This window comes from Kitasatospora sp. NA04385 (assembly GCF_013364235.1).
Lineage (GTDB): Bacteria > Actinomycetota > Actinomycetes > Streptomycetales > Streptomycetaceae > Kitasatospora.
This window is the reverse complement of the sequence record NZ_CP054919.1, coordinates 7,035,491-7,059,061: the sequence shown is the minus strand read 5'-3', so window position 1 is coordinate 7,059,061 and position 23,571 is coordinate 7,035,491. Positions and strand designations below refer to the sequence as shown.

The window sequence follows — 23,571 nt, the reverse complement described above, 5'->3', positions numbered from 1 at the left end:
CGCGTTCGGCCGGGTGCTGACCGGCGGTCCGGTCGGATCGGCCGCGCAGCCCCCGGGCCGGGCGGTCAGGGGGAGGCGGGGTCCGGGGTCGGGCGGTAGTACTCCCAGCTGGGGCTCTCGGCGATGGCGCGCCAGGTGGTGAGGTCGATGGGCGGGAGCTTCTGGTCGGCTCCGACGATCAGACCGCGGTTGTCGACCCAGCCGCTGTACTCGGTGAAGTCGAGGACCGTGCCGTCGGGGCGCCACAGGGCGACGTGGTAGCTGTAGGCGCCGGGGACCATGGCGTCGTTCTGTTCGACCATCTCCCAGGTGCCGTCGGGCAGGTAGCCGTAGAGGCAGCTCTCCTGGTGGTCGCCGGCGGTGCCGCTGCTGGGGCCGCACCAGAACTGGGTCTGTAGGTTGGAGAGCAGGTTGCTCATCGCCGGGAAGGGCCGGTCGGCCTTGCGCATCGTCAGTTCCACGGCGCCGGTCCGGCCTTCCTCGCCCTTGTAGTAGAAGACCATCCCCTCGGTGCCGGCCGGGCGGCCGGTCGGGTCCCAGCTCTGGCTGCCGAGGGCCTGCGCCATGCCCGGCCGCATCGCCTCCAGGTCGTCCACCACGTTGGCGACGGTGAAGCGCCGGAGCTCCTCGGCGGCGGGCTTCCCGCTGGGGGAGGGCCGGCCGATCGGGGGGACGTGTTCCAGCGGCAGCGCCCTCCCGACGCCGCCGCCGTCGCCGGGCGCACCGGCGGACGGGTCGGGCGGGGTGGTCGGGGTGTCCGGGGCGGCGGGCGCCGGGGGGCCGGCGGGGTGCGAGGCGGGGCGGCCGGCCGGGGCGATGTCGCCGACGGGGGGCCGGCCGGCCTCGATCAGCGGGAGGCCGATGTTGGCCCCGGCGAGCGCGACGGCGAGGACGGCCAGTGTCGTCCCGGCGATCCGCAGTCGGCGGAACAGCCGGCGGCGGCGGCCGCGCCGCCCGCTCTCGGCCATGATCACCGCGACGGGCACGCACAGGTCCTTGACGCTCGCCTCCATCAGGGTGGAGAGCTCCAGGTCGAGGTCCGGGTCCAAGTTCCGATGCCTTCCGTGCTGGCAGGTGGCGGGTGGTGGCGCGCGCGTCGGGTGAGTGGGCGGGGCGGGTGAGTGGGCGGGGCGGGGTCGGGCGGGGTCAGTCCTGGAGCAGCAGGGTCCGGTCGGGGCCGAGGATGGTGCGCAGGCGGGCCATGGAACGGGAGTTGAGGCTCTTGACCGCGCTGACGGTGACGCCCATCGCCTCCGCGGTCTCCTCCAGGCTGTAGTCCTCCAGGTAGCGGAGCACCACGGCTGCCCGGTTGCGGGGCGGCAGTTGGCGCAGCGCGGCGATCAGGGTGAGCCGCAGGGCGGCCGCACTGCCCTCGTGGGCGCCGATCGCCGGTTCCTCGGGGAACTCGTCGACCGCGAGCTCGCTGGAGCGGCGCAGCCGCCGGTGGGAGAGGTAGCAGCGCAGCAGCACCTTGCGGGCGTACGCGTCGACGCCCGCCTCGCCGTCGGAGCGCCGCAATCGCCCCCAGACCGGGTAGAGCTTGGACAGCGCGGTCTGCACCAGGTCCTGGGCTTGGTGCCAGTCCCCGCACATCAGGTACGCCAAGTGGAACAGGCGGCGTGCCCGGCTGGCCGCGAACTCGTCGAAGCCGAGCTCCTCGGTCATGTGGTCCCCCGGATGGAAAAGGTGTTTCGTCGACGTCCTGAACACACGCCTCGGGTGACCGGGGGGTCGCGGGCCGCGGGTAAAGACTCCGTAACGATGGTCGGCGGCGCGGGTGCCGGGGCGTCAGGCCCCGGGCGTGGTGGGGCCGGTGGGCGACGGCCGGACCTCGATCTTCAGCCGGGTGCCGTCGGGCAGGTCGCGGGTGGCGTGGGCGAACGGGCCGCGCACGCGCATCGCGGTGGCGGCGTCCTCCGGGACGAGGTTGTCGGGGGTGTGGGCGCCGCCGAGGACGAAGAACCGGCGCGGGAGCAGCCGTTGGTCGACCGGGAGCGGGCCGTTGGCCCGCATGTAGGCGTGGGCGAAGGAGTGCGCGCCGTTGACGTCGGGGTCGGCGAGCAGCCAGTCGGCCCAGTCCTCCAGGCTGCCGCCGAGGTCGGTGGCGGCGGCGGTCTCCGGGTCGAAGCGGACCACCCGGGTGCCGTCCAGGATGCCGAACTGGACGCCGAACAGGTCCTGGCCGAAGCAGAACACCTCGTCGGCGAGGCCCTGGTAGGTGGACTTCCAGCACTCCTCACCGTTCCACTCCAGCAGTTCGGGGCCGAGGCCCTGCTCGCCGACCCGGTAGACCTGGATGCCGCCGTTGAAGGCGAAGAAGCCGTTCATCCGGCCGAGCAGCGCGGCGAGTTCGGCGAACGGGCCCTCGGTGGTGCCGAAGTCGAGGTCGACGTTCGGGCCCATCGGGCCCCGGGCGAGTTCCAGCAGCCGGTCGAGTGCGCTGCCCGGCGTGCCCGTCGCGTCCGTCGTGCTCATGGTGCGGTCTCCGTGTCCGTTCCCCGGGGCCGGCCGCTGCGGCCGGCAGCAGCGACGATACCGGGGAACGATCAAGTCCTCCGCCGGGAACAGCCGTTCGGTGCGGAACCGGGCCCGGGGCGGGCGGTGCGTCAGTCCTTCCCGGGGCGGGTGATGACGAACAGACCGAGCAGGACGGCCAGCGCGCTGAACGCGGCGGCGGCGGTCACGGCGGTGGCCAGGCCGTGGGCGAGGTCGGCCCGGGCGGGGTGCGCGGTGCCGTGCACGGCGCGGCCGTAGACGGTGACCAGGACGGCCACGCCCAGCGAGAGGCCGACCTGCTGGACGGCCTGGAGCAGTCCGGAGGCGGCGCCGGTCTCCGCGGGGGCGAGTCCGGTCAGGATGGTGGTGTTGAGCGGCACGAAGCCCAGGCCCAGGCCCGCGCCGAGCAGCAGCAGCGGGCCGAACAGGCCGTCCCAGTAGCCGGTGCGGGGCCCGGTCGCGGCCAGCCACGCGCTGTCGGCGAGCAGCAGCGCGGCGCCGGTGACGATCAGCGGCTTCGCCCCGTACTTCGGGATCAGCCGGGGCGCGGTGCGGGCGGCGGCGAACTGGGCGAGTGCCAGCGGCAGGAAGGCCGGCCCGGCGGCCAGCGGGCGCAGGCCCAGCCCGTCCTGGACGTACAGCGACAGCAGGAAGTAGGTGCCGCCCATCGCGGCGAACAGCAGCAGGAAGACCGCGTACGCGCCGGAGCGGTTGCGGCGGGCGAGCAGCGACAGCGGGATCAGCGGGCGGGCGGCCCGGGCCTGGCCGAGGACGAAGCCGGCCAGCAGGAGCGCGCCGAGCAGCAGTGCGGCCGCGGTGGCGGGCGAGCCCCAGCCGGCCGAGGAGGCGTGGACCAGGCCGTAGACGAGCGCGGTGGTGCCGGCGGTGGAGGTGAGCGCGCCCGGCAGGTCGGGGCGGCCGGGGTGGCGTTCGGTCTCCGGGAGGTGGCGGCGGGCCAGCAGCACGGCGGCGAGGCCGATCGGGACGTTGACGAAGAACACCAGCCGCCAGGAGAGCGTGGTGAGCAGGCCGCCGAGGACCAGGCCCAGGGTGATGCCGAGTCCGGCGACGGTGGAGAACACGCCCAGCGCGCGGTTGCGTCCGGGGCCCTCGGCGAAGGTCACGGCGATCAGCGAGAGCGCGGCGGGCGCGGCGAACGCGAAGCCCGCGCCCTGCAGGGCGCGGGCGGCGACCAGCGCTCCGGCGTTCGGGGCCAGTCCGCCGAGCAGCGAGGCGGCCACCACCGCCAGCAGCCCCCCGCACAGCGTCCGGCGGCGGCCGAGCAGGTCGGCGGTCCGGCCGCCGAGCAGCAGCAGGCCGCCGAACGCCAGCGAGTAGGCGCTGAACACCCAGGCCAGGCCGCTCGGGGAGAAGCCCAGGCCGGACTGGATCCGGGGCAGCGCGATGTTCACGATGTTGCCGTCGACGGCGACCATCAGCTGGCAGGTGACGATGACCGCCAGCGCGAGCGCGCCCGTCCGGGCCGGACCGGGCGGGCCGGTTCGTTCGACTACGGAGGACTGCTGGTCTTGGGTGGTCATGGCGGACTCCCGGAGCGCAGGACGAGGGAAGCGCCGAGGGCCTGGCCGCGGTCGACGCTTGTAGACTTTTTCATGGTAGGGACGCCCGGAAAATTGGTCAACGAGCGTTGAAACACGGCCGCAACAGTGGCCCGCCACCCCGGCAGGAGACGACGTGACAGCAGCCGACCCGACGACGGCCGACACCGCGGGAACCGAGCCGACGGGAACCGACCCGGCGGGAGCCGGCACCGCCGGAGCCGGGGCGCCGCCGGGCGGGCGGCGCACCCGCAGCAGGCAGGCGATCCTGGCCGCCGCCCGCGGGCTCTTCTCCGAGCTCGGCTACGAGCAGACCACGGTGCGCACCGTGGCCCACCGGGCCGGGGTCGACCCGGCGCTGGTGATGAAGTACTTCGGCTCCAAGGAGGGCCTGTTCGACGCGGCCTCCGAGGTGGCGCTCTCCTTCGGCGGCGCGCTCTCCGGGCCGCCCGAGCAGTACGGCGAGCGCCTGCTCGGACACGTGCTGGCCGAGATCGACGGCCGTCCCGACCGCAGCATGCCGGTGCTGCGCTCGATGCTGACGCACCCCCAGGCCGCCGAGGCGGTCCGCTGCGCGGTCGCCGACCCCGGCAACAGCCCGGTCGCCGACGCGCTCACCGGCGAGGACGTCGAACTGCGCGCCACCCTGGTCGGCACCGTCGTCCTGGGCCTGCTGGTCTCCCGCTACCTGCTGCGCGTCCCCGAGGTGGACCGGGCGCCCGCCGAGCAGCTCACCGCCCTGCTCGGCCCCTGCCTGCGCCCGCTGCTGGCCCCGCCCGCGCCGGACGCCCCCGACGCCGCCGGCGTCTCCGGCGTCCCCGGCGTCTCCGACCCGCTGCGGGGCCTGGCCGCCGCCGAGGCCGAGCGCCGCGCCGCGGCCGAGCGCGTCGACCGGCTGGCCCGCGAGGCGCTCGCCGCGGGCGCCTCCTTCGCCGAGGTGGGCCAGCTGCTGGGCATCACCCGCCAGGCCGCCCGCAAGCGCTGGCCCCGCGAGGAGCCCCACCCGACCCCTGCGACAACCTGAGTTGTCACCCGACCGCTGTCCCTCGCCCCGACAACCCGGGTTGTCGCCAAGGCCCGACGGCGGAGAGAACCGGCGGGGCGGCACCGGTGTCGTACCGGTGCCGCCCCGCCGGGGGTGCAGGTGCGCCGCTCAGGCCTGGGGCCGCCACACCCGCAGGTAGTCCGCGGCCGTGGTGATCGCCTTGCCGTCGACCGGCGAGGGGTGCCAGGAGCCCGCGCTGATCGACAGGTTGAGGATCAGGTAGGCGCTCCAGTTCGGGCCGGTGCCGGTGTGGTCGGAGAACACCAGCTTGTGGTTGACGTACCAGTCGTTGTTGTACGCCCCGTAGTGGACGCCGATGCTGACCCAGGCGCCGGGGCGGATCGCGTCGGCGTCGGTGTAGTACGTCCCGGCGCTGTTGATCCGGTTGGAGAGTTCCAGCAGGTTCGGGTTGTCCGGGTGGTACTCGAAGGAGTCGATCTCGTTGCCGCCGTCCTTCCACGTCCACAGCGCAGGCCAGGCGCCGTACCCGCTGGGCAGTTGCAGCCGGACCTCCGCGTAGTCACCGGGGCGGACCTGGAAGCCCTGCTGGGTGTTCTCGGTGGTGAGCAGCCCGGTGTCCCAGGACTGCTCGCCGTTCTCCAGCCGGTTGGCGCCGGGGGTGGCGGTGAAGGCGTTGGCACCGTTGGCGGTGCTCAGCGCGCCGGGCCGCAGCCAGTCGAGCTTGTCGTCGTCCGGGTTGTGGTTGCCGTACCGGTACGCGCTGGTGGTGCTGTCGTTCCAGGTGGTGCCGAGCAGCGGCGGGTTGGTGAAGTTCTCGTCGAACACCAGCTTCCCGGCCGGGATCGGCGGCTGCGGCGGGACGACCGACTTGGTGACGGTCAGGGTCTTGCTCGGCAGGTTGTGGTACTCGCTGCCGGTGCGGTACCAGCCGAACTCGGTGTAGGTGCCCTCGGGGAAGCTCCGGGCGGCCGTGGTCAGGACGTAGCCCTGCGGGCAGATCCTCACGTCGGAGGCGGTGCCGGGGAAGTCCAGCACCTGCTGATCGGCGTCCCGGACGCCGATGCCGACCTCGTCGACGTTCAGGCAGGCGGTGGAGTTCAGCGCGAGCGTGCCGGTGACCGGGGTGTCGGCGACCGCCTTGGTGGGCAGCAGGGCGAGCTGGCGGACGGTGGGCGCGGCCACGGTGAGGGTCTGGCTGGGCAGGTTGTAGTACGTCGAGCCGATCCGGTAGAAGCCGAACTCGGTGTACGTCCCGGCCGGGAAGCTGCGGGTCGCGGTGGTCAGGGTGTAGCCGCCGGGGCAGATCCTGGTCCGGCCGGCCGAGCCGGGGAAGTCCAGGTTCTGCTGGTCGGCGCCCCGGACGGCGACGCCGAGTTCGTCGACGGTGACGCAGGTGGAGAGCGAGCCGACCGAGAGCCTCGCCGCGACCGGCGTGTCCGGCAGGGCGCTGGTCGGGGTGAGGCTGCGCTGCTGGATCCGCGGCGCGGCGGAGGCCGGTGCGGCGGGCAGCAGCGGGACGACGAGCAGCAGCGACAACAGCGCTACGCGGCGGGGCAGGGACACGGAGCTCCGATCGGCCGTCGAGACGGGAGGGGCGGAAGGACGGGAGAAGCGGGAGGAGCGGGAGGGGCGGGACGGCGCACGGGCCGGGTACGGGTACGGGTGCGGGTGCGGGTGCGGGTGCGGGTGCGGGGCACCGGACTACTCGACGTCGATGCTGAAGGCGCGGGTGGGGTTGGTCCGGTCGGGCCGGTCCGGGTCCTGGACGGCGACCACGCCGGAGAGCCGCTGGCCGGCGGGCACGTTGTCCGCGATCCGCAGCGGGAGGAGCACCGTCGCCGAGTGCCGCAACCCGAGGCCCTTGCGGAAGCGGCAGGTCAACTCCCGTCCGCGGTCGTCCAGGTGGCAGTCGTCGGGGAAGATCCGGCCCTCCACCGTGACGCCCTTGGGCAGGCGCACGGTGGCGGTGAACCGGTCGGTGACCGGGTTCGGGCCGAGGTTGGCCACCAGGGCGCGGACCACGGTAAGGCCGCGCACCTTGGTGCGGTCCGCCGACACGTTCACCACCTGTAGGCCGTCCTCGCTGTTCGGGGCCCGCTGTTCGTCCGCACTGACCGCCGCGCGGCCGCCGAGCGGCGTCACTCCGGACGCCACCGCCGCCGTTCCGGTCCCGGCCACGCACAATGCGGCCGCGATGCCGATGCGCCACCAACCGCGCCGACCGATACTCACCGTTCAGCCACCTCCGTCGTCGTCAACTCCGGGAAGGATCAGCCGTTCGCGCAGGTGACGGCGGAGCGACGCACCGCCGCGCGGGTACGAGAACCCGTGCGGCGGACATAGGTAGGACTATCCGAAAGGACGATCCCGGACCCGGGTCGGCGGGCGGCTACCGGGGCGACGCAGGGGCGCGGCACACTGGGCGGATGGAACCGACCGAGCCCGAGGGCGGCGAGCCCGCCTGCTTCCTGAACCTGGTCTGCGAGGAGTGCGGCAGGGTCCGTGAGAACGGCCGCTGCCCGCTGTGCGAACCCGCGGCGCGGGCGTCCGACCCGGCCCCGGCTCCCGCCCGGGAGGAGTGAGCGCGCCGGTCGGCCGCGTTCAGCGCAGCAGGCCGTGCAGCAGCAGCTCCGCCAGGTGGCCGTACGCCTCGGCGTCGGCCAGGCCGGTGGCCTCGGCGACCTGGCGCTGCTGGATGCGGACCATCACCGAGCTGATCACGTCCGCGGCGAAGGCCACGTGGGTCTCGCGGAAGGCGCCGGCCGCGACGCCGTCGTCGATCAGCTGCTGGATCTGGCGGGCGGCGGCCCGGGTGTTGCGGCCGTAGACCTCGGCGGCGGGCTCGAAGGCGGCCAGGTCGTCGAAGAACCGGGCCGATCCGGGGGCGAGCTCGGCGGAGACCGCGCGCAGGTAGGCGGCCAGCCGGGCGGCCGGGTCGGTCTCGGCGGCCAGCGCGGCGCCGACCCGGGCGGTGGCCTCCCGGAAGAAGTGCACCACGGCGGCGCGCACCAGCTGCTCCTTGGAGCCGGCCAGGCCGTACAGGGTGCGCTTGGAGCAGTGCAGGCGGGCGGCCAGGTCGTCCAGGGTGAATTGGGCGAAGCCCTCGGCCACGAACAGCGCCACCAGCTCCTCGAAGAGCGCGGTGCGGCGCGCGGCGCCCCGTCCGGTGGGCTGGGGGGCGGCTGCGCGGTCGATCACCCGGTCAGTATGACAGTCGGCCCCGGCCCGGCCGCGCCCCGGCCGCGCCCCGCACCCCGCCCCGTCCCGCATCGCCCCCGCAGGGGGCACCGCGCCCCGGGCGCCGGGCCTCCGCCGTCCGGGGGCTGCCCGTGCCGCGCCACCCTGCGCTACGCTGACCGGTACTGACGTACCGCTTTGCGTACCGCTTGGAGCCGGAACATGGCCGTGGATCGCTTGCTGCCCACCGAGGAAGCCGCGGACCTGATCGCGTTGACCCGCGATCTCGCCGACCGGGAGCTCGCGACCAAGGTCGCCTCCCACGAGAAGGAGGAGCGCTACCCGGAAGGGCTGTTCGCGCTGCTCGGGCAGGCGGGGCTGCTGGGCCTGCCGTACCCGGAGGAGTTCGGCGGCGGCGGTCAGCCGTACGAGGTGTACCTACAGGTGCTGGAGGAGCTGGCGTCCCGCTGGGCGGCCGTCGCGGTGGCCACCAGCGTGCACACCCTGGCCTGCCATCCGCTGACCGCGTACGGCACGCCGGAGCAGCGGGAGCGCTGGCTGCCCCGGATGCTGGCGGGCGAGCTGGTCGGCGGCTACAGCCTGTCCGAGCCGAACGCGGGCTCGGACGCGGCGGCGCTGACCTGCCGGGCCGAGCCGGTGGAGCAGGGGTACCGGATCACCGGCACCAAGGCGTGGATCACCCACGGCGGCAAGGCCGACTTCTACGCGCTGTTCGCCCGGACCGCGCCCGGCCCGCACGGGGTGTCCTGCTTCCTGGCGCCCGGGCAGGCGGAGGGCCTGACCTTCGGCCCGCCGGAGGAGAAGATGGGCCTGAACGCGGTGCCGACCACCGCCGCCTACTGGGACGGCGCGGTGCTGGAGCGCGAGCGGCTGATCGGCGCCGAGGGCCAGGGCCTGCCGATCGCGTTCTCCGCCCTGGACTCGGGCCGGCTGGGCATCGCGGCCTGCGCGACCGGTCTGGCCCAGGCCGCGCTGGACCACGCCGTGGCGTACGCCAACGAGCGCACCACCTTCGGCCGCCGGATCGTCGACCACCAGGGCCTGGGCTTCCTGCTCGCCGACATGGCCGCCGCCGTCGACTCGGCCCGCGCCACCTACCTGGACGCGGCGCGCCGCCGCGACCTGGGCCGCCCGTTCAGCCGGCAGGCCAGCGTGGCGAAGCTGGTCGCCACCGACGCCGCGATGAAGGTCACCACCGACGCGGTGCAGGTGCTCGGCGGCTACGGCTACACCCGGGACTTCCCGGTCGAGCGCTACATGCGCGAGGCGAAGATCATGCAGATCTTCGAGGGCACCAACCAGATCCAGCGCCTGGTGATCAGCCGCCAGTTCGCCGCCCGCTGACACCGAACTCCCCTCCGTCGAAAGGGCTTTACCGCCATGCAGCTCTCCGGAACCGCCGCCCTGGTCACCGGCGCCGCCTCCGGCCTGGGGGCGGCCACCGCCGCCCACCTGGCCGCGCTCGGCGCCACCGTGTACGGCCTCGACCTGCCCAAGGCCGTGGCGTCCGCCCCCGCGCAGCCGGACGGCGTCACCCTGCTCGGGGCGGACGTCACCGAGGAGCAGCCGGTGCGCGCGGCGCTGGAGCGGATCGCCGCCGACGGCCGTCCGCTGCGGCTGGCCGTCAGCTGCGCGGGCATCGCCCCGTCGGCGCGGGTGGTGGGCCGGCGCGGCCCGCACGACCTGGACCTGTTCCGCGGCGTGCTGAACGTCAACCTGGTCGGCACCTTCAACGTGATGCGGCTGGCCGCGGAGGCGATGGCCGCGCAGGAGCCGGACCCGGCCGGGCAGCGCGGGCTGGTGGTCAACACCGCGTCCATCGCGGCGTTCGAGGGCCAGGTCGGGCAGATCGCCTACGCGGCGTCCAAGGCGGGCGTGGCCGGGATGACCATCACCGCGGCCCGGGACCTGGCCCAGTACGGCATCCGGGTGGTGACCATCGCGCCGGGCATCGTCGACACCCCGATGATGGCGGGCTTCTCCGAGGAGGTCCGCTCCGGCCTGGCCGCCACCGTCACCTTCCCGCAGCGGCTGGCCCGCCCGGAGGAGTACGCCCGGCTGGTCGCGATGGTCGCCGAGCACGACTACCTGAACGGCGAGACCATCCGGATGGACGGCGCGCTGCGGATGTCGGCGCGCTGAACTACCGGGCCGGGGCGGTGCGGTGCACGCTGAGCACCGCCGCCACGTCCGGCCCGGGGACGGCGGGCGGGACGGCCGCGCTGAGCACGTTCAGACGGTCGCGGACGGTGGCGGCGACGCCCTTGCCGAACAGGTAGCGGGTGGGGGTGGCGGCGCCGGCGGCGTGGTCGAGCAGGCGGTGCGCCTCGCGGCTGCGGACGCCGGTGTGGCCGAGCACCAGGTGCTGGAGGCGGTGCGGGGCGGCGGCCAGGGCGGCGCCGATCCGGTCGGCGGCGGCCAGGTCGATCCGGTTGTCGGCGGCGCCCAGCACCCGGGCGGCGGGGACGCGGCCGAGGTCGAGCAGTTCCACTCCGGCGGCGGCCGCGGCGGCCGTCAACTCGGCGGCGGCGTCCGGCCCGAAGCCGGAGCTGGCTAGCGAGAGGCGGCGCAGCCAGCCGTGCGGGCGGTGCGCAGCGCGGCGGCGAGCGTGCGCGCGCCGCCGTCGCCGAGGCCGGCGGCGGAGGCGTACAGCTCGTCGGTGGCGCCGGCGGCGATCAGCCGGGCGAGCGGTTCGGCTCCGGCGGGGCCGAGCGGGTTGCCGCTGAAGTAGAGCCGTTCGAAGCGGCGGCCGCCGGCCAGCAGGGCGTCGGCGAGTTCGGCCAGGCCGGCCGGGTCGAGGCCGGTCTGCACCAGGTCGAGGGTGCGCAGGCGCTCGGCGGCGGCGACGAGTTCGGCGGCGGCCTGCCCGGCGCGGATGCCGAGCGGGTTGCGCTTGAGCCACAGGGCGCGGACGGTCTGCGGGGAGGCGCGCAGCCGGTCGGCGATCCGGCAGGCGCCGGCCGCGGTGATGCCGTTGCAGCCCAGGTAGAGGGTGTGGACGGGGGTTGCGGCGGTGCGGGCGGCGACCGCGTCCGCGCCGTCGTCGCCGAGGCCGTCGGTGCCCAGCAGCAGGTGCCGGACGGGGGCCCGGTCGGCGGGGGCGCCCGCTGCCGCGTCGGCGAGCGCGTCGGCGACCAACGCGGCTCCCTGCGGGCCGAGTTGCTGCTTGCACAGGTCGAGCCGGCCGTCCGGGAGGGCGGTGCCGGCCGGGAAGTCGATCCGGCGGTCGGTGCCGGTGCCGGTGCGCAGCCAGGCGAGCAGCGGGGCGAGTTCGTCGACCGGGCGGGGCACCACGGACGGGACTCCGGCGAACTCCTGGGCCATTCCCGCTCCTTGCGGCTCCTCGCCGGGTTCTCCCGGCCGGCTCTCCCGGGGTGGGGCCGACCGGATTCGAACCGGCGTCCTCCGGCTTTGCAGGCCGGCGCATCTGCCGCTGTGCTACGGCCCCACCTCGGGGTGACGGGCCCGGTCGGATTCGAACCGACGTCCTCCGGTTCTGGAGACCGGCGCACCTGCCTCTGTGCTACGGGCCCGTCGCGGTGATGCTAGACGCTGCGCTCACCACTCCGCCACCCGATAATCCTTCAGGAAGACGCCCGCGAACGGCTCCCCGGCCTCGCCGCGGACGACCGGGTCGTAGACCCGGGCGGCGCCGTCCACGATGTCCAGCGGGGTGCGGAAGCCGTGGTCGGCCAGCCGGGACTTCTTGGGGGCCGGGTTCTCGTCGGTGATCCAGCCGGTGTCGACGGCACACATGTAGACGCCGCGGTCGGCGAGTTCGGCGGCGCTGGTGCGGGTGAGCATGTTGAGCGCGGCCTTGGCCATGTTGGTGTGCGGGTGGCCGGGCATCTTGTTGCGGACGGCGAAACGGCCTTCCACCGCGGTGACGTTGACGATGTAGCGGCGCGGGTGCGGGGAGGCCTCCAGCAGCGGCAGCAGCCGGTCGCAGAGCAGCGCGGGGGCGAGCGCGTTGACCAGCTGGGTCTCCAGCACCTCGGCCGGGTCGAGGCCGCCGAGCGTCGCCGACCAGGAGTTGCGCGGCGCGGGGTCGGGCAGCAGCCCGGCCTCGTCCACCGCCGCGGTGTCGATCCCGGCGGGCAGCGGCGCGCCCGGCTCGGTGGCGAGTTCGGCGGCGGGCCAGGCGGTGGCGAGCGCGGGCATCGGGCGGAACCCGGGCGCGTGGGCGACCTGCGCGGGCACGGTGCCGTGCTCGCCCGCGGCCAGCAGGGCGTACGACTCGGGCGGGCGGCGCAGGGTCTGGGCGGCGTTGTTCACCAGGATGTCCAACGGCCTTCCCTCGGCGCGCATTTGCTCGCACAGGCCGAGAACCTGGCGCGGGTCGCGCAGGTCTATGCCGACGATCCGCAGCCGGTCCAGCCAGGCCGCGCTGCCCTCGGCGGCGCGGAAGCGGGCGAGCGTGTCGTGCGGGAAGCGGCTGGTGACGACGAGTTCGGCGCCGTCGCGGAGCATCATCAGGGCCAGCTGGAAGCCGATCTTGACGCGTCCGCCGGTGAGCAGCACCCGGCGGCCGGTCAGGTCGGTGCTGAGCGCGCGGCGGGCGGTGTTGTCCGCCGCGCAGTCGGGGCACAGCCGGTGGTAGAAGCCGTCGAGCTGCCGGTAGTGCCGCTTGCAGACGTAGCAGCGCTGCGGGCGGGCGAGTTCGCCGATCGGGAGGTGGCCGTCGGCGGTGGTCAGCGGGGTGTCCTCGCGGCGGCCGGTGCCGCCGGTGGCGGTGGTGCCGACCAGGGCGGCGTCGGTCCGGGCGGTCTCGGTGCGGCGGGTGCGGCGGCGGGTGTGCCGGCCGTCGCGGACGAAGGACTCGGCGCCGCGCTCGGCGCGCAGCCGCACCGGGTGGTCGGCGGGCAGCAGCCACAGGCGGCCCAGCGTCCGCTCGAAGGCGGCGAGTTCGGCCTCGTCCGGCTGCTCGGGCCCGGCCGGCTGCTCGGGCTCCGCCGGGGGGCTCGACGGGGGCGTGCTCATCGGGCGGTCCTCCGGGGGCGGCGGTGCGGGGGGTGACGGGTGGGCCCGGCCGGATTCGAACCGGCGTGCTCCGCATGAGCAATGCGGCGCGTCTGCCTCTGCGCTACGGGGCCCGTCGTGGGGCCTCCCGGGGGCCGGATTCGAACCGGCGTGATCCGCCATGCGATGGCGGCGCGTCTGCCTCTGCGCTCACGCCCGGGAGGTGGGGTGATCGTAACGGCGGGGCCGGGGCGGGCGGAAACCCTTTTCGGTCCCGCCCCCGCGGCCGCGGCTGCGAGTCCGGCCGGGTCCGGCCGGGTCGGCTGCGGTGTCGCCCTTGACCGATGATCAGCGGGACTGGCAGCGTGCCGGTATGCCCGCGGCCGGGCAACGAGGCGGCGGCCGGGGTCGACGAGGCAGGGACGGATACACGGATGGCACCGGACAGGGCCGCTCGACGGGACTCGGACTCCGCCGCGCACCACGACTTCCGCGCCGCGCGCGACCACCTCCTGGCGGCACGCGGCGACCTCGACGCCGCCCGCGCCTTCCCGCGCCCCACCGGCGAGCACTTCAACTGGGCCCTGGACTGGTTCGACGTCCAGGCGGCGGGCAACGGGGCGATCGGCCTGCGCGTCGTCGACCTGGGCCCGGACGGCGCGCTGCTGCGCGAGACGGCGCTGACCTTCGCCGAGCTGAGCGAGCGCTCCGACCGGACGGCCGGCTGGCTGCGCGAGCGGGGCGTGGCGCGCGGGGACCGGGTCCTGCTGCTGCTGGGCAACCAGGTGGCGCTGTGGGAGGTGATGCTCGCGGTGGTCAAGCTGGGCGCGGTGGTCATCCCCGCGAGCACCCTGCTGACCGCGGACGACCTGGCCGACCGGCTGTCCCGGGGCCGGGTGCGGCACGTCATCGCCGAGTCGGCGCTGACCGGGGGCTTCGCCGGGCAGGAGGGCGACTGGACCCGGATCGCGGTCGGCGAGCCCGTCCCGGGCTGGGTGGACTACGCGCAGGCGGCCGGATTCACCGGCGGCTTCGCCCCGGACGGGCCGACCCGGGCCGAGGACCCGCTGCTGCTGTACTTCACCTCCGGCACGACCAGCCGCCCCAAGCTGGTGCAGCACACCCACCGGTCCTACCCCGTCGGGCACCTGTCGACGATGTACTGGATCGGACTGCGGCCGGGCGACGTGCACCTGAACGTGTCCTCCCCGGGCTGGGCCAAGCACGCCTGGAGCAACTTCTTCGCCCCGTGGAACGCCGGCGCGGAGATCCTGATCGTCAACCAGCCCCGCTTCTCCGCCCGCCCGCTGCTGGACGCGCTGGTCCGCCACCGGGTGACCTCGTTCTGCGCGCCGCCCACCGTGTGGCGGATGCTGCTGCTGGAGGACCTGGAGCGGTGGCGGCCCCCGCTGCGCGAACTCGTCGGCGCGGGCGAGCCGCTCAACCCCGAGGTGGTCGAGCGGATCGAGCGCGCCTGGGGCGTCCCCCTGCGGGACGGCTACGGCCAGACGGAGACCACCGCGCAGATCGGCAACACGCCCGGCCAACCGGTCAAACCCGGTTCGATGGGCCGCCCGCTGCCCGGCTACGACGTCGTCCTGGTCGACCCGGTCACCGGCGAGGAGGTCACCGGCACCGGCGTCGACGGCGAGCTGTGCCTGCCCCTCGACAGCAGCCCGCTCGGACTGATGGCCGGCTACCAGGACGACCCGGAACGGCACGCCGAGTCGATGGCCGGCGGCCGCTACCACACCGGGGACGTCGCGCAGCGCGACGCGGACGGCTACTACACCTTCGTCGGGCGGAGCGACGACGTGTTCAAGAGCAGCGACTACCGGCTGTCGCCCTTCGAGCTGGAGAGCGTGCTGATCGAGCACCCGGCGGTGGCCGAGGCGGCGGTCGTACCCTCACCGGACCCGCTGCGGCTGTCCGTGCCGAAGGCGTACGTCATCCTGGCGCCCGGCCACGCACCGGACGCCGCGACCGCGCAGTCCATCCTGGCCTTCACCCGTGAGCGGCTCGCCCCCTACAAGCGCATCCGCCGCCTGGAGTTCGCCGACCTCCCCAAGACCATCTCCGGCAAGATCCGGCGGATCGAACTGCGCGGCCGCGAACAGGAGGGGCACCGGACCGCGGACGGCTCCCCCGGCACCGGCGCTCCCGACGGTCCGCCCCGCCGCGCGCACGAGTTCTGGGAAGAGGACTTTCCCGCTCCCGGGAGCAGCTGAGGCGCCGTCGGGGTCAGGCGGGCGGCCAGGTCCACCGGTCCACGCGCACCCGGAAGGCCCCGGTGCCGGACAGCGCGACGGCCGCCCGGTACCCGTCGGGCGCGGGCACGTCGGTGACCCGGTAGTCCCGCGCCCAGGCGTCGGCGGGCGGCCCGCCGGTCACGGTGCCGCCGTCGAGCAGCGGGATCCGCAGCCCCTGGGTCAGCCGGCCGCCGTGCGCCTTGACCAGGGCCTCCTTCCGGGCCCACAGCCCGGCGAAGCGCTCGGCCCGGCTGCCGGGGTCGGCCCCGGCCCGTACGAAGCGCACCTCCTCGGGCAGGAAGTAGCGCTCCGGCATGCCGGTGGCGTCCAGCCGTGGCAGCACCTCCTGGACGTCCACCCCGACCCGTCGCGACGCGCAGAGCGCGACCACGGCCACGGTGCCCGAGTGGGAGAGGTTGACCTGGGTGCCGGTGTGCCGGCCGGCCAGTTCGGGCTTGCCGTGCGGGCCCCGGCGCCAGCGGATGTCCTGCGGCGCGACCCCGAGCCGGTCGGCCACCAGGTGGCGGACGGCGCCGTGCGCGAGGACGAACCGGCGGCGGGCGTCGGCCGACAGGCAGGCCGCCGCGCGGGAGCGCTCCTCCGGGTCGAGGACGGCGAGCAGGTCGGCGGCAGCCGGCCCGGGCCGCTGGTCGGGCACCAGCCACAGCTGGACGGTGTCCGGTTCGCCGGTCATCCGGGGACCCCGGCGACGGCGGGAGCCGCGGCCGGCCCGGCCGGATCGGGCCCGGTGCGTCCGGCCGGACCGGGCCCGGTGCGTCCGCCCGCCGGCGGGAGGGCGTCGGGGAAGCGCGCCGGGACCTCGTCCGGGAAGTTGATCGGCGCGGACGCCGGACCGGGCACCGATGCGTGCGGGTCCTCGCGTGCCGGTACTGTCGCCATCGTCCGACCGCCCCTCATGCTCCTGCGTGCGGTGCCGTGCCCGGCGCCGTGCCGCGGGCGAGTGCGGACCGGTCGACGGCCGACAGGGCCGGTCGTCCGGTGAGCGCCATGGTGTGGGCGAGTTCCTCGGTGGCCAGGCCGAGCACCCCGGCCACCCCGGCGGCGCCGTCCGCGGCCAGCCCCCAGAGGACCGGGCGGCCGAGCAGGACGGCCCGCGCGCCCAGGGCGAGCGCCGCGAAGGCGTCGGTGCCGCTGCGGACCCCGCCGTCGAACAGCACCGGGCAGCCGGTGGCCCCGACCGCGTCCACCACCTCCGCCAGGGCGTCCAGGCTCGCCGGCGCGCCGTCGAGCTGCCGACCGCCGTGGTTGGAGACCACGATCGCGTCGGCCCCGTGCCGCACGGCGAGCACGGCGTCCTCCGCGGTGAGGACGCCCTTCAGGACGAGCGGCAGCTCGCTGCGCCCGCGCAGCCAGGCCAGGTCGGCCCAGGTCACCGAGGGGTCGACGGCCTCCGCCGTGTGCACCGCCAGCGCGGAGCGGCCGGCGGCCGGGCGGTGGGCGGAGGCCGTCAGCGCCGCGTCGAGGTTGACCGCGCGGACGCCGGACGGGACGGCGAAGCCGTTGCGCGCGTCCCGGTGGCGCCGCCCCAGCTGCGGCGCGTCCAGGGTGAGGACGAGGGCCCGGTAGCCGGCCTCGGCGGCCCGCTCCACCAGGCCGGCCAGCGCCTCGCGGCGGCGCAGCCAGTAGAGCTGGAGCCACAGCGGTCCGGCGGCCGCGGCGGCGATCTCCTCCAGCGTGCGGCTGGCGAAGACGCTGACCACGTAGAGCGCGCCGGCCGCGCCGGCGCCGCGGGCGGTGGCGGTTTCGCCGTCGGGGTGCAGCAGCCGGTGGTAGGCGGTGGGCGCGACGCCCACCGGGGTGGCCAGCGGGGCGCCGAGGAGTTCCGTCCCGGTGTCGCAGGCGGAGACGTCGACCAGGACCCTCGGCCGCAGCGTCACCCGGGCGAAGGCCCGCCGGTTGGCCCGCAGGGTGCGCTCGCTCCCGGCTCCGCCTTCCACGAAGTCCCAGACCCGGGCGTCGAGTCGGCGCCGGGCCCGGTGCCGGTAGTCCTCGATGCGGAGCGCGGGCGGCGCCTGCGGAGCCGGTGTCGGGGCCAGTGTCGGTGTCGGAGCCGGAGTCGAAGCCGGGGCCGGTGTCAGGGCCGGAGCCGAAGTCGAAGCCGGAGCCGGAGCCGAAGCTGAAGCTGGAGCCGGAGCCGGAGCCGGAGCCGAAGCTGAAGCTGGAGCCGGAGCCAGTGCCGGAGCCGGAGCCGGAGCCAGAGCCGGAGCCGGTGTCAGAGCCGGTGCCGGAGCCGGAGCCGAAGTCGAAGCCGGGGCCGGAGTCGAAGCCGGTGTCAGAGCCGGTGTCGGTGTCGGAGCCGGTGTCAGAGCCGGAGCCGGGGCCGGAGTCGAAGCCGGGGCCGGTGTCAGAGCCGGAGCCGGAGCCGGAGCCGAAGTCGAAGCCGGGGCCGGAGCCGGAGCCGGTGTCAGAGCCGGAGCCGGGGCCGGAGTCGAAGCCGGGACCGGAGTCGGAGTCGGAGCCGGAGCCGGAGTCGGAGTCGAAGCCGGGGCCGGAGTCGGAGCCGGGGCCGGAGTCGGGGAGGACGGTGGCGGGGGGTCGAGGGGGATGGTGTGCGGCGGCCGGACGGCCGGGCCGGGGGCGTCGGTGGGCGCGGTCATCGGGGCACCCCGACCTCGGCCCCGGCGTCCGCGTCGCCGCCGTCCAGGACGACGGTCGCCGTGGAGAGGTGGTGCGGTCCGGCGTCGTAGTCGGCCAGCACGACCGTCCCGGCGTCCGCGTCGCCGCCGTCCAGGACGATGGTCGCCGTGGAGAGGTGGTCCGGTCCGGCGTCGTAGTCGGCCAGCACGACCGTGCGCGGCCCGGTGGACGGCTCGGCGAGTTCACCGGCCAGGTCCCACCACACGCCGGTGGCGGGCTGCCCGGCGTCCGCGAACCGCAGGCCCGGCGGCCACGGGTGGGCGGCGGCGGCCGCCGCCGTGGTGCCGAGGATCCCGGTCGCCGCCTTCCGCGCGGGGGCGTCGCCGGGGCCCGCGAGCTCGGCGGCCAGCGCGGCGGCGGGGCTGCCGTCGGCCAGGACCCGGGTGGCGACCCGGGAGACCGCGGCCGTCCGCTCCCGGGGCAGCCGGTCGCCGAACAGCAGGGCCACGCCTCGGCTGCCGGCCGGGACGACGACCGGGACCCCGGGGTCGTACGGCAGCGAGTCCTGCTCGACCACCAGCAGCAGCGCCCGCCGCAGGCCGCCCGAGCGCGCGTAGGCGTCGACCAGCCGCAGGGCGGTGAAGGCGCTCGCGGCGCCCTGGTCGCTGACCGCGAGGGCCATCGGGGTGCCGGGGCAGACGTGGCTCAGCCAGGTGGTCGTGGCGCGTCCCGGGGTGATGTCCGGGACGGCGTGGGCGAGCACCAGCAGGTCGACCGCCTCGCCCTCGGGCACCGCCGCCCGGATCAGCGCCTCGGCCATCTCCCCGTAGCAGCGGCCGCCCGGCTCCGCCGCCCCGGGGGCCGGTGCGCCGGGGGCGAGTTCGAGCCCGTAGGGGTGCAGCAGGTCGGTCAGGTAGCGCCGCAGGCGCGCACCGTGGACGGGGTCGCCGGCCGGCGCCCCGGGGCCGGGGAAGGCCAGCCGGACGGCGCGGCGGATCCCCCAGGCCGGTGGCGGTCCGTCGGTGCGGGCCTCGTCCGGGGGGCTCGCGGCCGCCGCCGCTCCGGGCGGCAGGAAGGTGCGCACCGGCTCACGCTTCCTGGAGCAGGTTCCGGGCGACGTAGTCGGCCAGGGAGCCGACCGTGCCGAAGTCGGGCCGGCCGAGGTCCTCCACGCTGATCTCCACGTCCAGGCGCTCCTCCAGTTCCAGGATGAGTTCGAGGCCGCTGGTCGAGCTCATGCCGAGGGCCTCCATCAGGGTGGTCTCGGCGGTGGCCCCGGTCACCTCGCGCTTGAGCACCTTCGGGAGCAGGGCGCAGATGTCGTCGACCAGTTGCCCGCGCAGGGCCGGGTCGAGGGAGGGGAGTGCGGTGTCCCGCTCGGTCATCGTCGTTCCTTCGGTGGTGGTTGGGTGGCGGGTCAGTGCTGGAGGACCATGGCCGAGAAGGTGGCGCCGCGCCCGGCGCCCGCGGCGGCCATCACGTAGGGCTCGCCCGGGCGGAGCAGGCCGCGCTCCCGCGCGGTGCGGTGGTTGACGAGGTTGTCCGCGCAGAAGACGTGTCCGGCGCTCGCCACGTTGTCGAGCACGACCCGTTCCCGGGGGTAGTCGAGGGTGCGGCAGACCTGGTGCCAGGCCACCTTGTTGACGTTGTGCGGCAGGATCGCCCCGATCTCCGCCATGGCCAGGCCGGCCCGTCCGACGGCGGCGAGGACCGCCCCGGCCAGCGCGTCGGCGTAGATCCGCTGGAACTCCAGGGCCAGCTCCGGCGCGTCACCGTCGAACTCGCCCCTGAGGTCGGCCGCGTAGGACAGCACCCGGTCGCGGTCCCCGGTGGGGGCGACCAGGCAGGCCGACGCGCCCTCGCCGAAGAAGGAGGTGTCCGGGACCATCCCGGCCTCGGGGGTGAAGGCCTTCTCCCCGGCCAGGACCAGCGCGAGGCCGTCGGGGTCGCCGTCGGCGGCGAGCAGCCGGCCGGCCGCGTCGATCGCCAGCAGGCCGGAGGCGCAGGCGTGGTGGCCGACCGCGAACACGATCGCCCGGTCGAGGCCCAGCTCCCGGCAGAGCTCCCGGACCGGGTTGTGCGGGTAGGGCACCACGGTCGGCAGGGTGCGGGCGTGCAGCACGTAGCGGACCCGGTGCTCCCGGCCGCGCAGGGCGTGCAGGCCGGCGGTCGCGCCGCGCAGCAGGTCGAGCAGGCTGCCGCCCGGGTCGCGGGCCACCTCGCCCAGTTTGTGGTAGCGGCGGAAGATCTTGGCCTGCATCGGGGAGAGTCCGAACTCCTCCGCGAGGTCCTCGACCGGCACCCGGCCGCTCGGCAGGTGGTCGGCCACCGCCAGCAGCGCGGTCACCGCGGCTGCTCCGGGGCCGGTTCCCGCTCCCCCGGCCCGCCGCCGGACCCCGGCCCGTCGCCGACCAGCGGCCCGTCGCCGACCAGCGGCCCGGTGCGCGCGCCCGGGTCGAGGGCGGCCTCGATCGCGAGCGCCTCCAGGCCGCGGACGAACGACTCGGCGTCCTCGGCGGAGAAGTAGCGGGTGTTCGTCTGCACCTCCGTCAACAGCGCGTCGGGGAGGTCGTCGAAGGCCACGTAGAACGCGTCGACCGTGTCCTCGACCTCCTGGGTCCACCGGAACGCGCTGTCCTGCTGCGCCTTCCGCAACTGCCGGGCCAGTTCCCCGGGGTCCGCCGCGGTGCCCTCCTCCGGCGGCCGGTTGGACGTGCGGTCGTTGAGGAAGCACTGCACGTCGACGCGTTCGCCCCGGTCCGCGGAGACCCGGGCGATCAGTTCGTTCAGCTTCTCCGGGTGGAAGTAGGCGTGCTTGAAGGTGGTCAGCGCGCCGCGCCGGGTCAGCTCGACCACCTCGTCGACGGTGCTGTCCCCGATCTCCATCACCGAGATGCCGGCCTGGGCGACCATGCACACCACGTCGCTCAGGTCGGACCGGAAGCGGTTGTTGACGACGGGCCGGACCACCACCGGGCCGGTGACGTTGATCCGCCGCAGCACGATCGCGTACAGGGCCTGCAGGACGCTCTGGGTGTCGGTACCGGTCCGCTCGACGATCAGCGGCACCGCCAGCCGCAGGGCCCGGGACTCGAACAGGCCGACCCGGTGCCGGGGGGTGCCCTGCTCGACCGAGGGCGGGAACCGGCGGGCCGGGATCGTCCGGAGGGCCCGCTCCCAGTGCCGCAGGGCCTTGTCGTTCTGCCGCTGCCCGGCCGGTGAGCGCTGCCAGCCCGCCTGCTCCAGCTGCTGCAGGCCGGTGACCGGCGCGGTCGACCGCTCCTGCACCTCGCGGAGCATGATCGCCCCGCCGCCGGCGTCCATCACCAGGTGGCACATGATGCTGATCAGGTGGGTGGCCGCGCCGTTCCGGCGCACCACGCCCATCCGGACCGGCCATTCGGTGTCGTAGGCGAAGTCCCGGGCCCGGTAGCGCTGTTCGACCAGGCTCGCCACCTCGTCCGGGTCGGCGTCCCCGGCGTCGTAGACCTCCAGCACGGTGGTGCCGGAGCCGAAGAGCTCCTGGGTGGGCCGGCCCGTCGCGTCGAACCTCAGCAGGGTCCGCATCGAGGGGAACCGGCTCATCAGGTAGCGCAGTTCCCCGGCCACGTCGTCGACGGCCGTCCCCTCGGGCAGGGCCGTCCGGCCGCCGATGGGCAGCGAGCTGCGCTGGTCCACGATCGCGTGCCAGATCTCCCACATGCCCCAGGACATCTCGTCGGTGCCCGAGCCGTCCCCGGTGAAGTGCACGGCGATCCGCTCGGCGGGCTCCGGGACGGTCGCGCCCCGCTCCTCCGGGCCGCTCATCGGGCCACCGCCATCTCCGCCAGGTGCCGCTGCCGCATCAGGAACTTGCGGACCTTCCCGGTCGGGCCGATGATCAGGTCCTCCTCGGAGACGGCCACCACCCTGCGCAGGGTCGCCGCCGCGGCGCCGGTCAGCGCGGCCCGGACCGCCGGGGTGCGGTCGGCGTCCGGGTCGGCGTCCGCGTGCAGGGCGAGCAGGACGTCGGTGACCACCCGGCCGTCGGCCTTCAGCGACACCACCGTGCAGTCGTGCACGTCGGGGCAGTTGGCGAGGACGCGCTCCTCGCTCATCGCCGTGTAGAGCCACTCGCCGCCGCCCAGGTCGACGGCGTCGACCGCCCGGTCGACGTGGAAGTAGTAGCCCTCCTCGTCCCGGTACATCAGGTCGCCGGTGAGGTAGTAGCCGTTCAGGCGGTTGCGGTAGGTGGCGTTCGAGTCGTTCCAGTACCCGGGGGCCAGCGTCGGCGCCTTCAGGCCGAAGTGGCCGACCTCGCCGGCCGCCACCTCCCGGCCGGTGCCGACGTCCAGCAGCGCCACCTCGGCGAAGCCGTGCGGCACGCCGACGCAGCGCCCGTAGCGCTCGGTACCGGCGCTGTGGGTGATGTGGAACGCGGAGTGGCCCATCTCGGTGGAGCCCAGGCCGTCGACGAAGCTGGACCCGGGGACCCGCCGCACCCCCTCGCGGGTGACGGTCTCCCGCGAGCCGGCCGCGATCAGGTGGCGGATGTGCGGCTCGTGCGCGCAGTCACCGGTGTTGAACCAGAGCGACACCGAGTCCAGGTCGCGCTTGCCCAGGTCCTGGCGGGCGAGCTGGGCCCAGGTGGCGGCGAAGCCGAGGACCCCGGTCGGCCGCCAGCGCTCGATGGCGTCGACCACCGCCGCGCCGTCGCTCTGGGTGGACAGGAACAGCAGCTCGCTGCGGTTGCACAGGGCCAGGTTGAGCGCCGAGATGCCGGCGGCGTGCGCGGCGGGCAGCGCGCTGAGGATCCGGGCGGTGCCCCTGGCCCGCGGGGCGGCCAGCCGGAACAGCCGGGTGGCGGCGAACAGGCTGGCGTGCGAGTGCACCACCGCGGTGGGCATCCGGGTGGTCCCGGAGGAGTGGGTGATGGCGATCGGGTCGTCGTCGTGGTGCCGGTACGGCGCGGGGGCCGCCGCCGGGTCGCCGGTGCCGGCCTCGGCGGCGTCGCCGTGGACGCGCACCCCGAGCTCCTCGCCGGCCAGCCGGTCCCGGTGCTCCCGGTCCGTGAGCAGGCCGACGCCGCGCAGCCGGCGGACGTACTCGGCGGCGACGTCGCCCGGGATGTGCTGGTTCATCAGCGCGGGGATCGCGCCCAGCCAGGTCAGCGCCAGGAAGTTCAGCAGGCAGTCCGCCGAGCTGGAGACGTGGATCGCGACCGGGTCGCGCGGGCCGACGCCCTGCGCGTGCCACCAGGCGGCCCGGGCCGCCACCCGCTCGCGGAGCAGGCCCAGGGTCAGCTCCTGCCCGGCCGGGTGCCCGTCGACCGGGACGTCGAAGGCGACGCCCGGCCCGTCCGGGTCGGCCCCGTGCTCGAACAGCTTGTGCAGCACGTTGCCCGCGCCCAGTCCGGGGTCGGCGGCCAGCCGCGCTCTGATGTTGGTGCCCGTCACTCTGCGCTCCTTGAAGGGTGTCCGTGCGGGGGTCCGCACGGCTGCCCGTACGGGGGTCCGCACGGCTGCCC

Annotated in this window: 22 protein-coding genes and 4 tRNA genes; 5 read left to right on the top strand and 21 right to left on the bottom strand. The window is 75.4% G+C overall.

Annotation, left to right across the window (positions count from 1 at the left end; translation table 11 throughout):
• Positions 1–65: 65 nt before the first annotated feature.
• The 4 genes from HUT16_RS31210 to HUT16_RS31195 form a co-directional block, all read right to left on the bottom strand.
• Positions 66–1,049, bottom strand: a complete 984-nt coding sequence (locus HUT16_RS31210) for a hypothetical protein (protein WP_176191367.1) — start codon at positions 1,047–1,049, stop codon at positions 66–68.
• A gap of 97 nt (positions 1,050–1,146) precedes the next feature.
• Positions 1,147–1,665: a SigE family RNA polymerase sigma factor gene (locus HUT16_RS31205; RefSeq protein ID WP_176191366.1), complete on the bottom strand. Its 519-nt coding sequence runs from the start codon at positions 1,663–1,665 to the stop codon at positions 1,147–1,149.
• A 123-nt stretch (positions 1,666–1,788) separates the two neighbouring features.
• Complete coding sequence (locus HUT16_RS31200) at positions 1,789–2,475, bottom strand: SMI1/KNR4 family protein (protein ID WP_217712121.1); 687 nt, start codon at positions 2,473–2,475, stop codon at positions 1,789–1,791.
• 131 nt (positions 2,476–2,606) lie between these two features.
• Entirely contained in the window at positions 2,607–4,037 is a 1,431-nt protein-coding gene (locus HUT16_RS31195) for an MFS transporter (protein WP_176191365.1), read from the bottom strand.
• A gap of 154 nt (positions 4,038–4,191) precedes the next feature.
• On the opposite strand from HUT16_RS31195, the gene HUT16_RS31190 reads away from it, so the two are divergent.
• Complete coding sequence (locus HUT16_RS31190) at positions 4,192–5,079, top strand: TetR/AcrR family transcriptional regulator (RefSeq protein WP_254898073.1); 888 nt, start codon at positions 4,192–4,194, stop codon at positions 5,077–5,079.
• Between the two features lie 129 nt (positions 5,080–5,208).
• Here HUT16_RS31190 and HUT16_RS31185 read toward each other — a convergent pair whose 3' ends face one another.
• Together HUT16_RS31185 and HUT16_RS31180 are read right to left on the bottom strand one after the other, a co-directional pair.
• Positions 5,209–6,624: a hypothetical protein gene (locus HUT16_RS31185; RefSeq protein ID WP_176191364.1), complete on the bottom strand. Its 1,416-nt coding sequence runs from the start codon at positions 6,622–6,624 to the stop codon at positions 5,209–5,211.
• Positions 6,625–6,762: 138 nt separating this feature from the next.
• Positions 6,763–7,215 carry a hypothetical protein gene (locus tag HUT16_RS31180; RefSeq protein ID WP_176191363.1) on the bottom strand — a complete coding sequence of 151 codons (453 nt, stop codon included), beginning with the start codon at positions 7,213–7,215 and terminating at the stop codon, positions 6,763–6,765.
• 272 nt (positions 7,216–7,487) lie between these two features.
• Here HUT16_RS31180 and HUT16_RS31175 point away from each other — a divergent pair, with 272 nt between their 5' ends.
• A complete protein-coding gene (locus HUT16_RS31175; RefSeq protein ID WP_176191362.1) occupies positions 7,488–7,643 on the top strand; it encodes a hypothetical protein in 156 nt (51 codons plus the stop codon).
• Between the two features lie 19 nt (positions 7,644–7,662).
• On the opposite strand, the gene HUT16_RS31170 is transcribed toward HUT16_RS31175, so the two are convergent.
• Complete coding sequence (locus tag HUT16_RS31170) at positions 7,663–8,259, bottom strand: TetR/AcrR family transcriptional regulator (protein WP_176191361.1); 597 nt, start codon at positions 8,257–8,259, stop codon at positions 7,663–7,665.
• 201 nt (positions 8,260–8,460) lie between these two features.
• Between HUT16_RS31170 and HUT16_RS31165 the strand changes: the two genes are divergently transcribed.
• Entirely contained in the window at positions 8,461–9,603 is a 1,143-nt protein-coding gene (locus HUT16_RS31165) for an acyl-CoA dehydrogenase family protein (RefSeq protein WP_176191360.1), read from the top strand.
• 36 nt (positions 9,604–9,639) lie between these two features.
• Entirely contained in the window at positions 9,640–10,401 is a 762-nt protein-coding gene (locus HUT16_RS31160; RefSeq protein WP_176191359.1) for an SDR family NAD(P)-dependent oxidoreductase, read from the top strand.
• Between the two features lies 1 nt (position 10,402).
• On the opposite strand, the gene HUT16_RS38740 is transcribed toward HUT16_RS31160, so the two are convergent.
• The 7 genes from HUT16_RS38740 to HUT16_RS31130 form a co-directional block, all read right to left on the bottom strand.
• The gene (locus tag HUT16_RS38740; protein WP_254898072.1) at positions 10,403–10,777 is read right to left on the bottom strand and encodes a hypothetical protein; all 375 of its coding nucleotides are present in this window, start codon (positions 10,775–10,777) and stop codon (positions 10,403–10,405) included.
• 35 nt (positions 10,778–10,812) lie between these two features.
• Positions 10,813–11,583, bottom strand: a complete 771-nt coding sequence (locus HUT16_RS31155; protein WP_254898071.1) for a hypothetical protein — start codon at positions 11,581–11,583, stop codon at positions 10,813–10,815.
• 51 nt (positions 11,584–11,634) lie between these two features.
• Positions 11,635–11,707: transfer RNA gene (locus HUT16_RS31150), tRNA-Cys, on the bottom strand.
• Positions 11,708–11,719: 12 nt separating this feature from the next.
• Positions 11,720–11,792 (bottom strand) — tRNA-Trp (locus HUT16_RS31145).
• A 25-nt stretch (positions 11,793–11,817) separates the two neighbouring features.
• Positions 11,818–13,239 (bottom strand): SDR family NAD(P)-dependent oxidoreductase, encoded by a 1,422-nt coding sequence (locus HUT16_RS31140; protein WP_176191358.1) that lies wholly within the window; start codon positions 13,237–13,239, stop codon positions 11,818–11,820.
• A 40-nt stretch (positions 13,240–13,279) separates the two neighbouring features.
• Positions 13,280–13,353 (bottom strand) — tRNA-Ser (locus tag HUT16_RS31135).
• 11 nt (positions 13,354–13,364) lie between these two features.
• A tRNA-Ala gene (locus HUT16_RS31130) sits at positions 13,365–13,439 on the bottom strand.
• Positions 13,440–13,652: 213 nt separating this feature from the next.
• On the opposite strand from HUT16_RS31130, the gene HUT16_RS31125 reads away from it, so the two are divergent.
• The gene (locus tag HUT16_RS31125; RefSeq protein WP_254898070.1) at positions 13,653–15,446 is read left to right on the top strand and encodes an AMP-binding protein; all 1,794 of its coding nucleotides are present in this window, start codon (positions 13,653–13,655) and stop codon (positions 15,444–15,446) included.
• A 13-nt stretch (positions 15,447–15,459) separates the two neighbouring features.
• On the opposite strand, the gene HUT16_RS31120 is transcribed toward HUT16_RS31125, so the two are convergent.
• From HUT16_RS31120 to HUT16_RS31090, 7 genes are all read right to left on the bottom strand, one after another.
• Positions 15,460–16,161 carry a 4'-phosphopantetheinyl transferase superfamily protein gene (locus HUT16_RS31120; RefSeq protein WP_176191357.1) on the bottom strand — a complete coding sequence of 234 codons (702 nt, stop codon included), beginning with the start codon at positions 16,159–16,161 and terminating at the stop codon, positions 15,460–15,462.
• Between the two features lie 220 nt (positions 16,162–16,381).
• Positions 16,382–17,482, bottom strand: a complete 1,101-nt coding sequence (locus tag HUT16_RS31115) for an alpha-hydroxy acid oxidase (protein WP_303392148.1) — start codon at positions 17,480–17,482, stop codon at positions 16,382–16,384.
• Between the two features lie 599 nt (positions 17,483–18,081).
• Positions 18,082–19,149, bottom strand: coding sequence for a 2-hydroxy-acid oxidase (locus HUT16_RS31110; RefSeq protein WP_176191355.1), 1,068 nt, complete (start codon positions 19,147–19,149; stop codon positions 18,082–18,084).
• 4 nt (positions 19,150–19,153) lie between these two features.
• A complete protein-coding gene (locus HUT16_RS31105; RefSeq protein WP_176191354.1) occupies positions 19,154–19,450 on the bottom strand; it encodes a phosphopantetheine-binding protein in 297 nt (98 codons plus the stop codon).
• Positions 19,451–19,482: 32 nt separating this feature from the next.
• A complete protein-coding gene (locus HUT16_RS31100; RefSeq protein WP_176191353.1) occupies positions 19,483–20,412 on the bottom strand; it encodes a 3-oxoacyl-[acyl-carrier-protein] synthase III C-terminal domain-containing protein in 930 nt (309 codons plus the stop codon).
• Positions 20,409–21,872 (bottom strand): condensation domain-containing protein, encoded by a 1,464-nt coding sequence (locus tag HUT16_RS31095; protein WP_176191352.1) that lies wholly within the window; start codon positions 21,870–21,872, stop codon positions 20,409–20,411. The genes HUT16_RS31100 and HUT16_RS31095 overlap by 4 nt, the downstream gene beginning before the upstream one ends.
• The gene (locus HUT16_RS31090; protein ID WP_176191351.1) at positions 21,869–23,500 is read right to left on the bottom strand and encodes a class I adenylate-forming enzyme family protein; all 1,632 of its coding nucleotides are present in this window, start codon (positions 23,498–23,500) and stop codon (positions 21,869–21,871) included. The genes HUT16_RS31095 and HUT16_RS31090 overlap by 4 nt, the downstream gene beginning before the upstream one ends.
• Positions 23,501–23,571 lie beyond the last annotated feature (71 nt).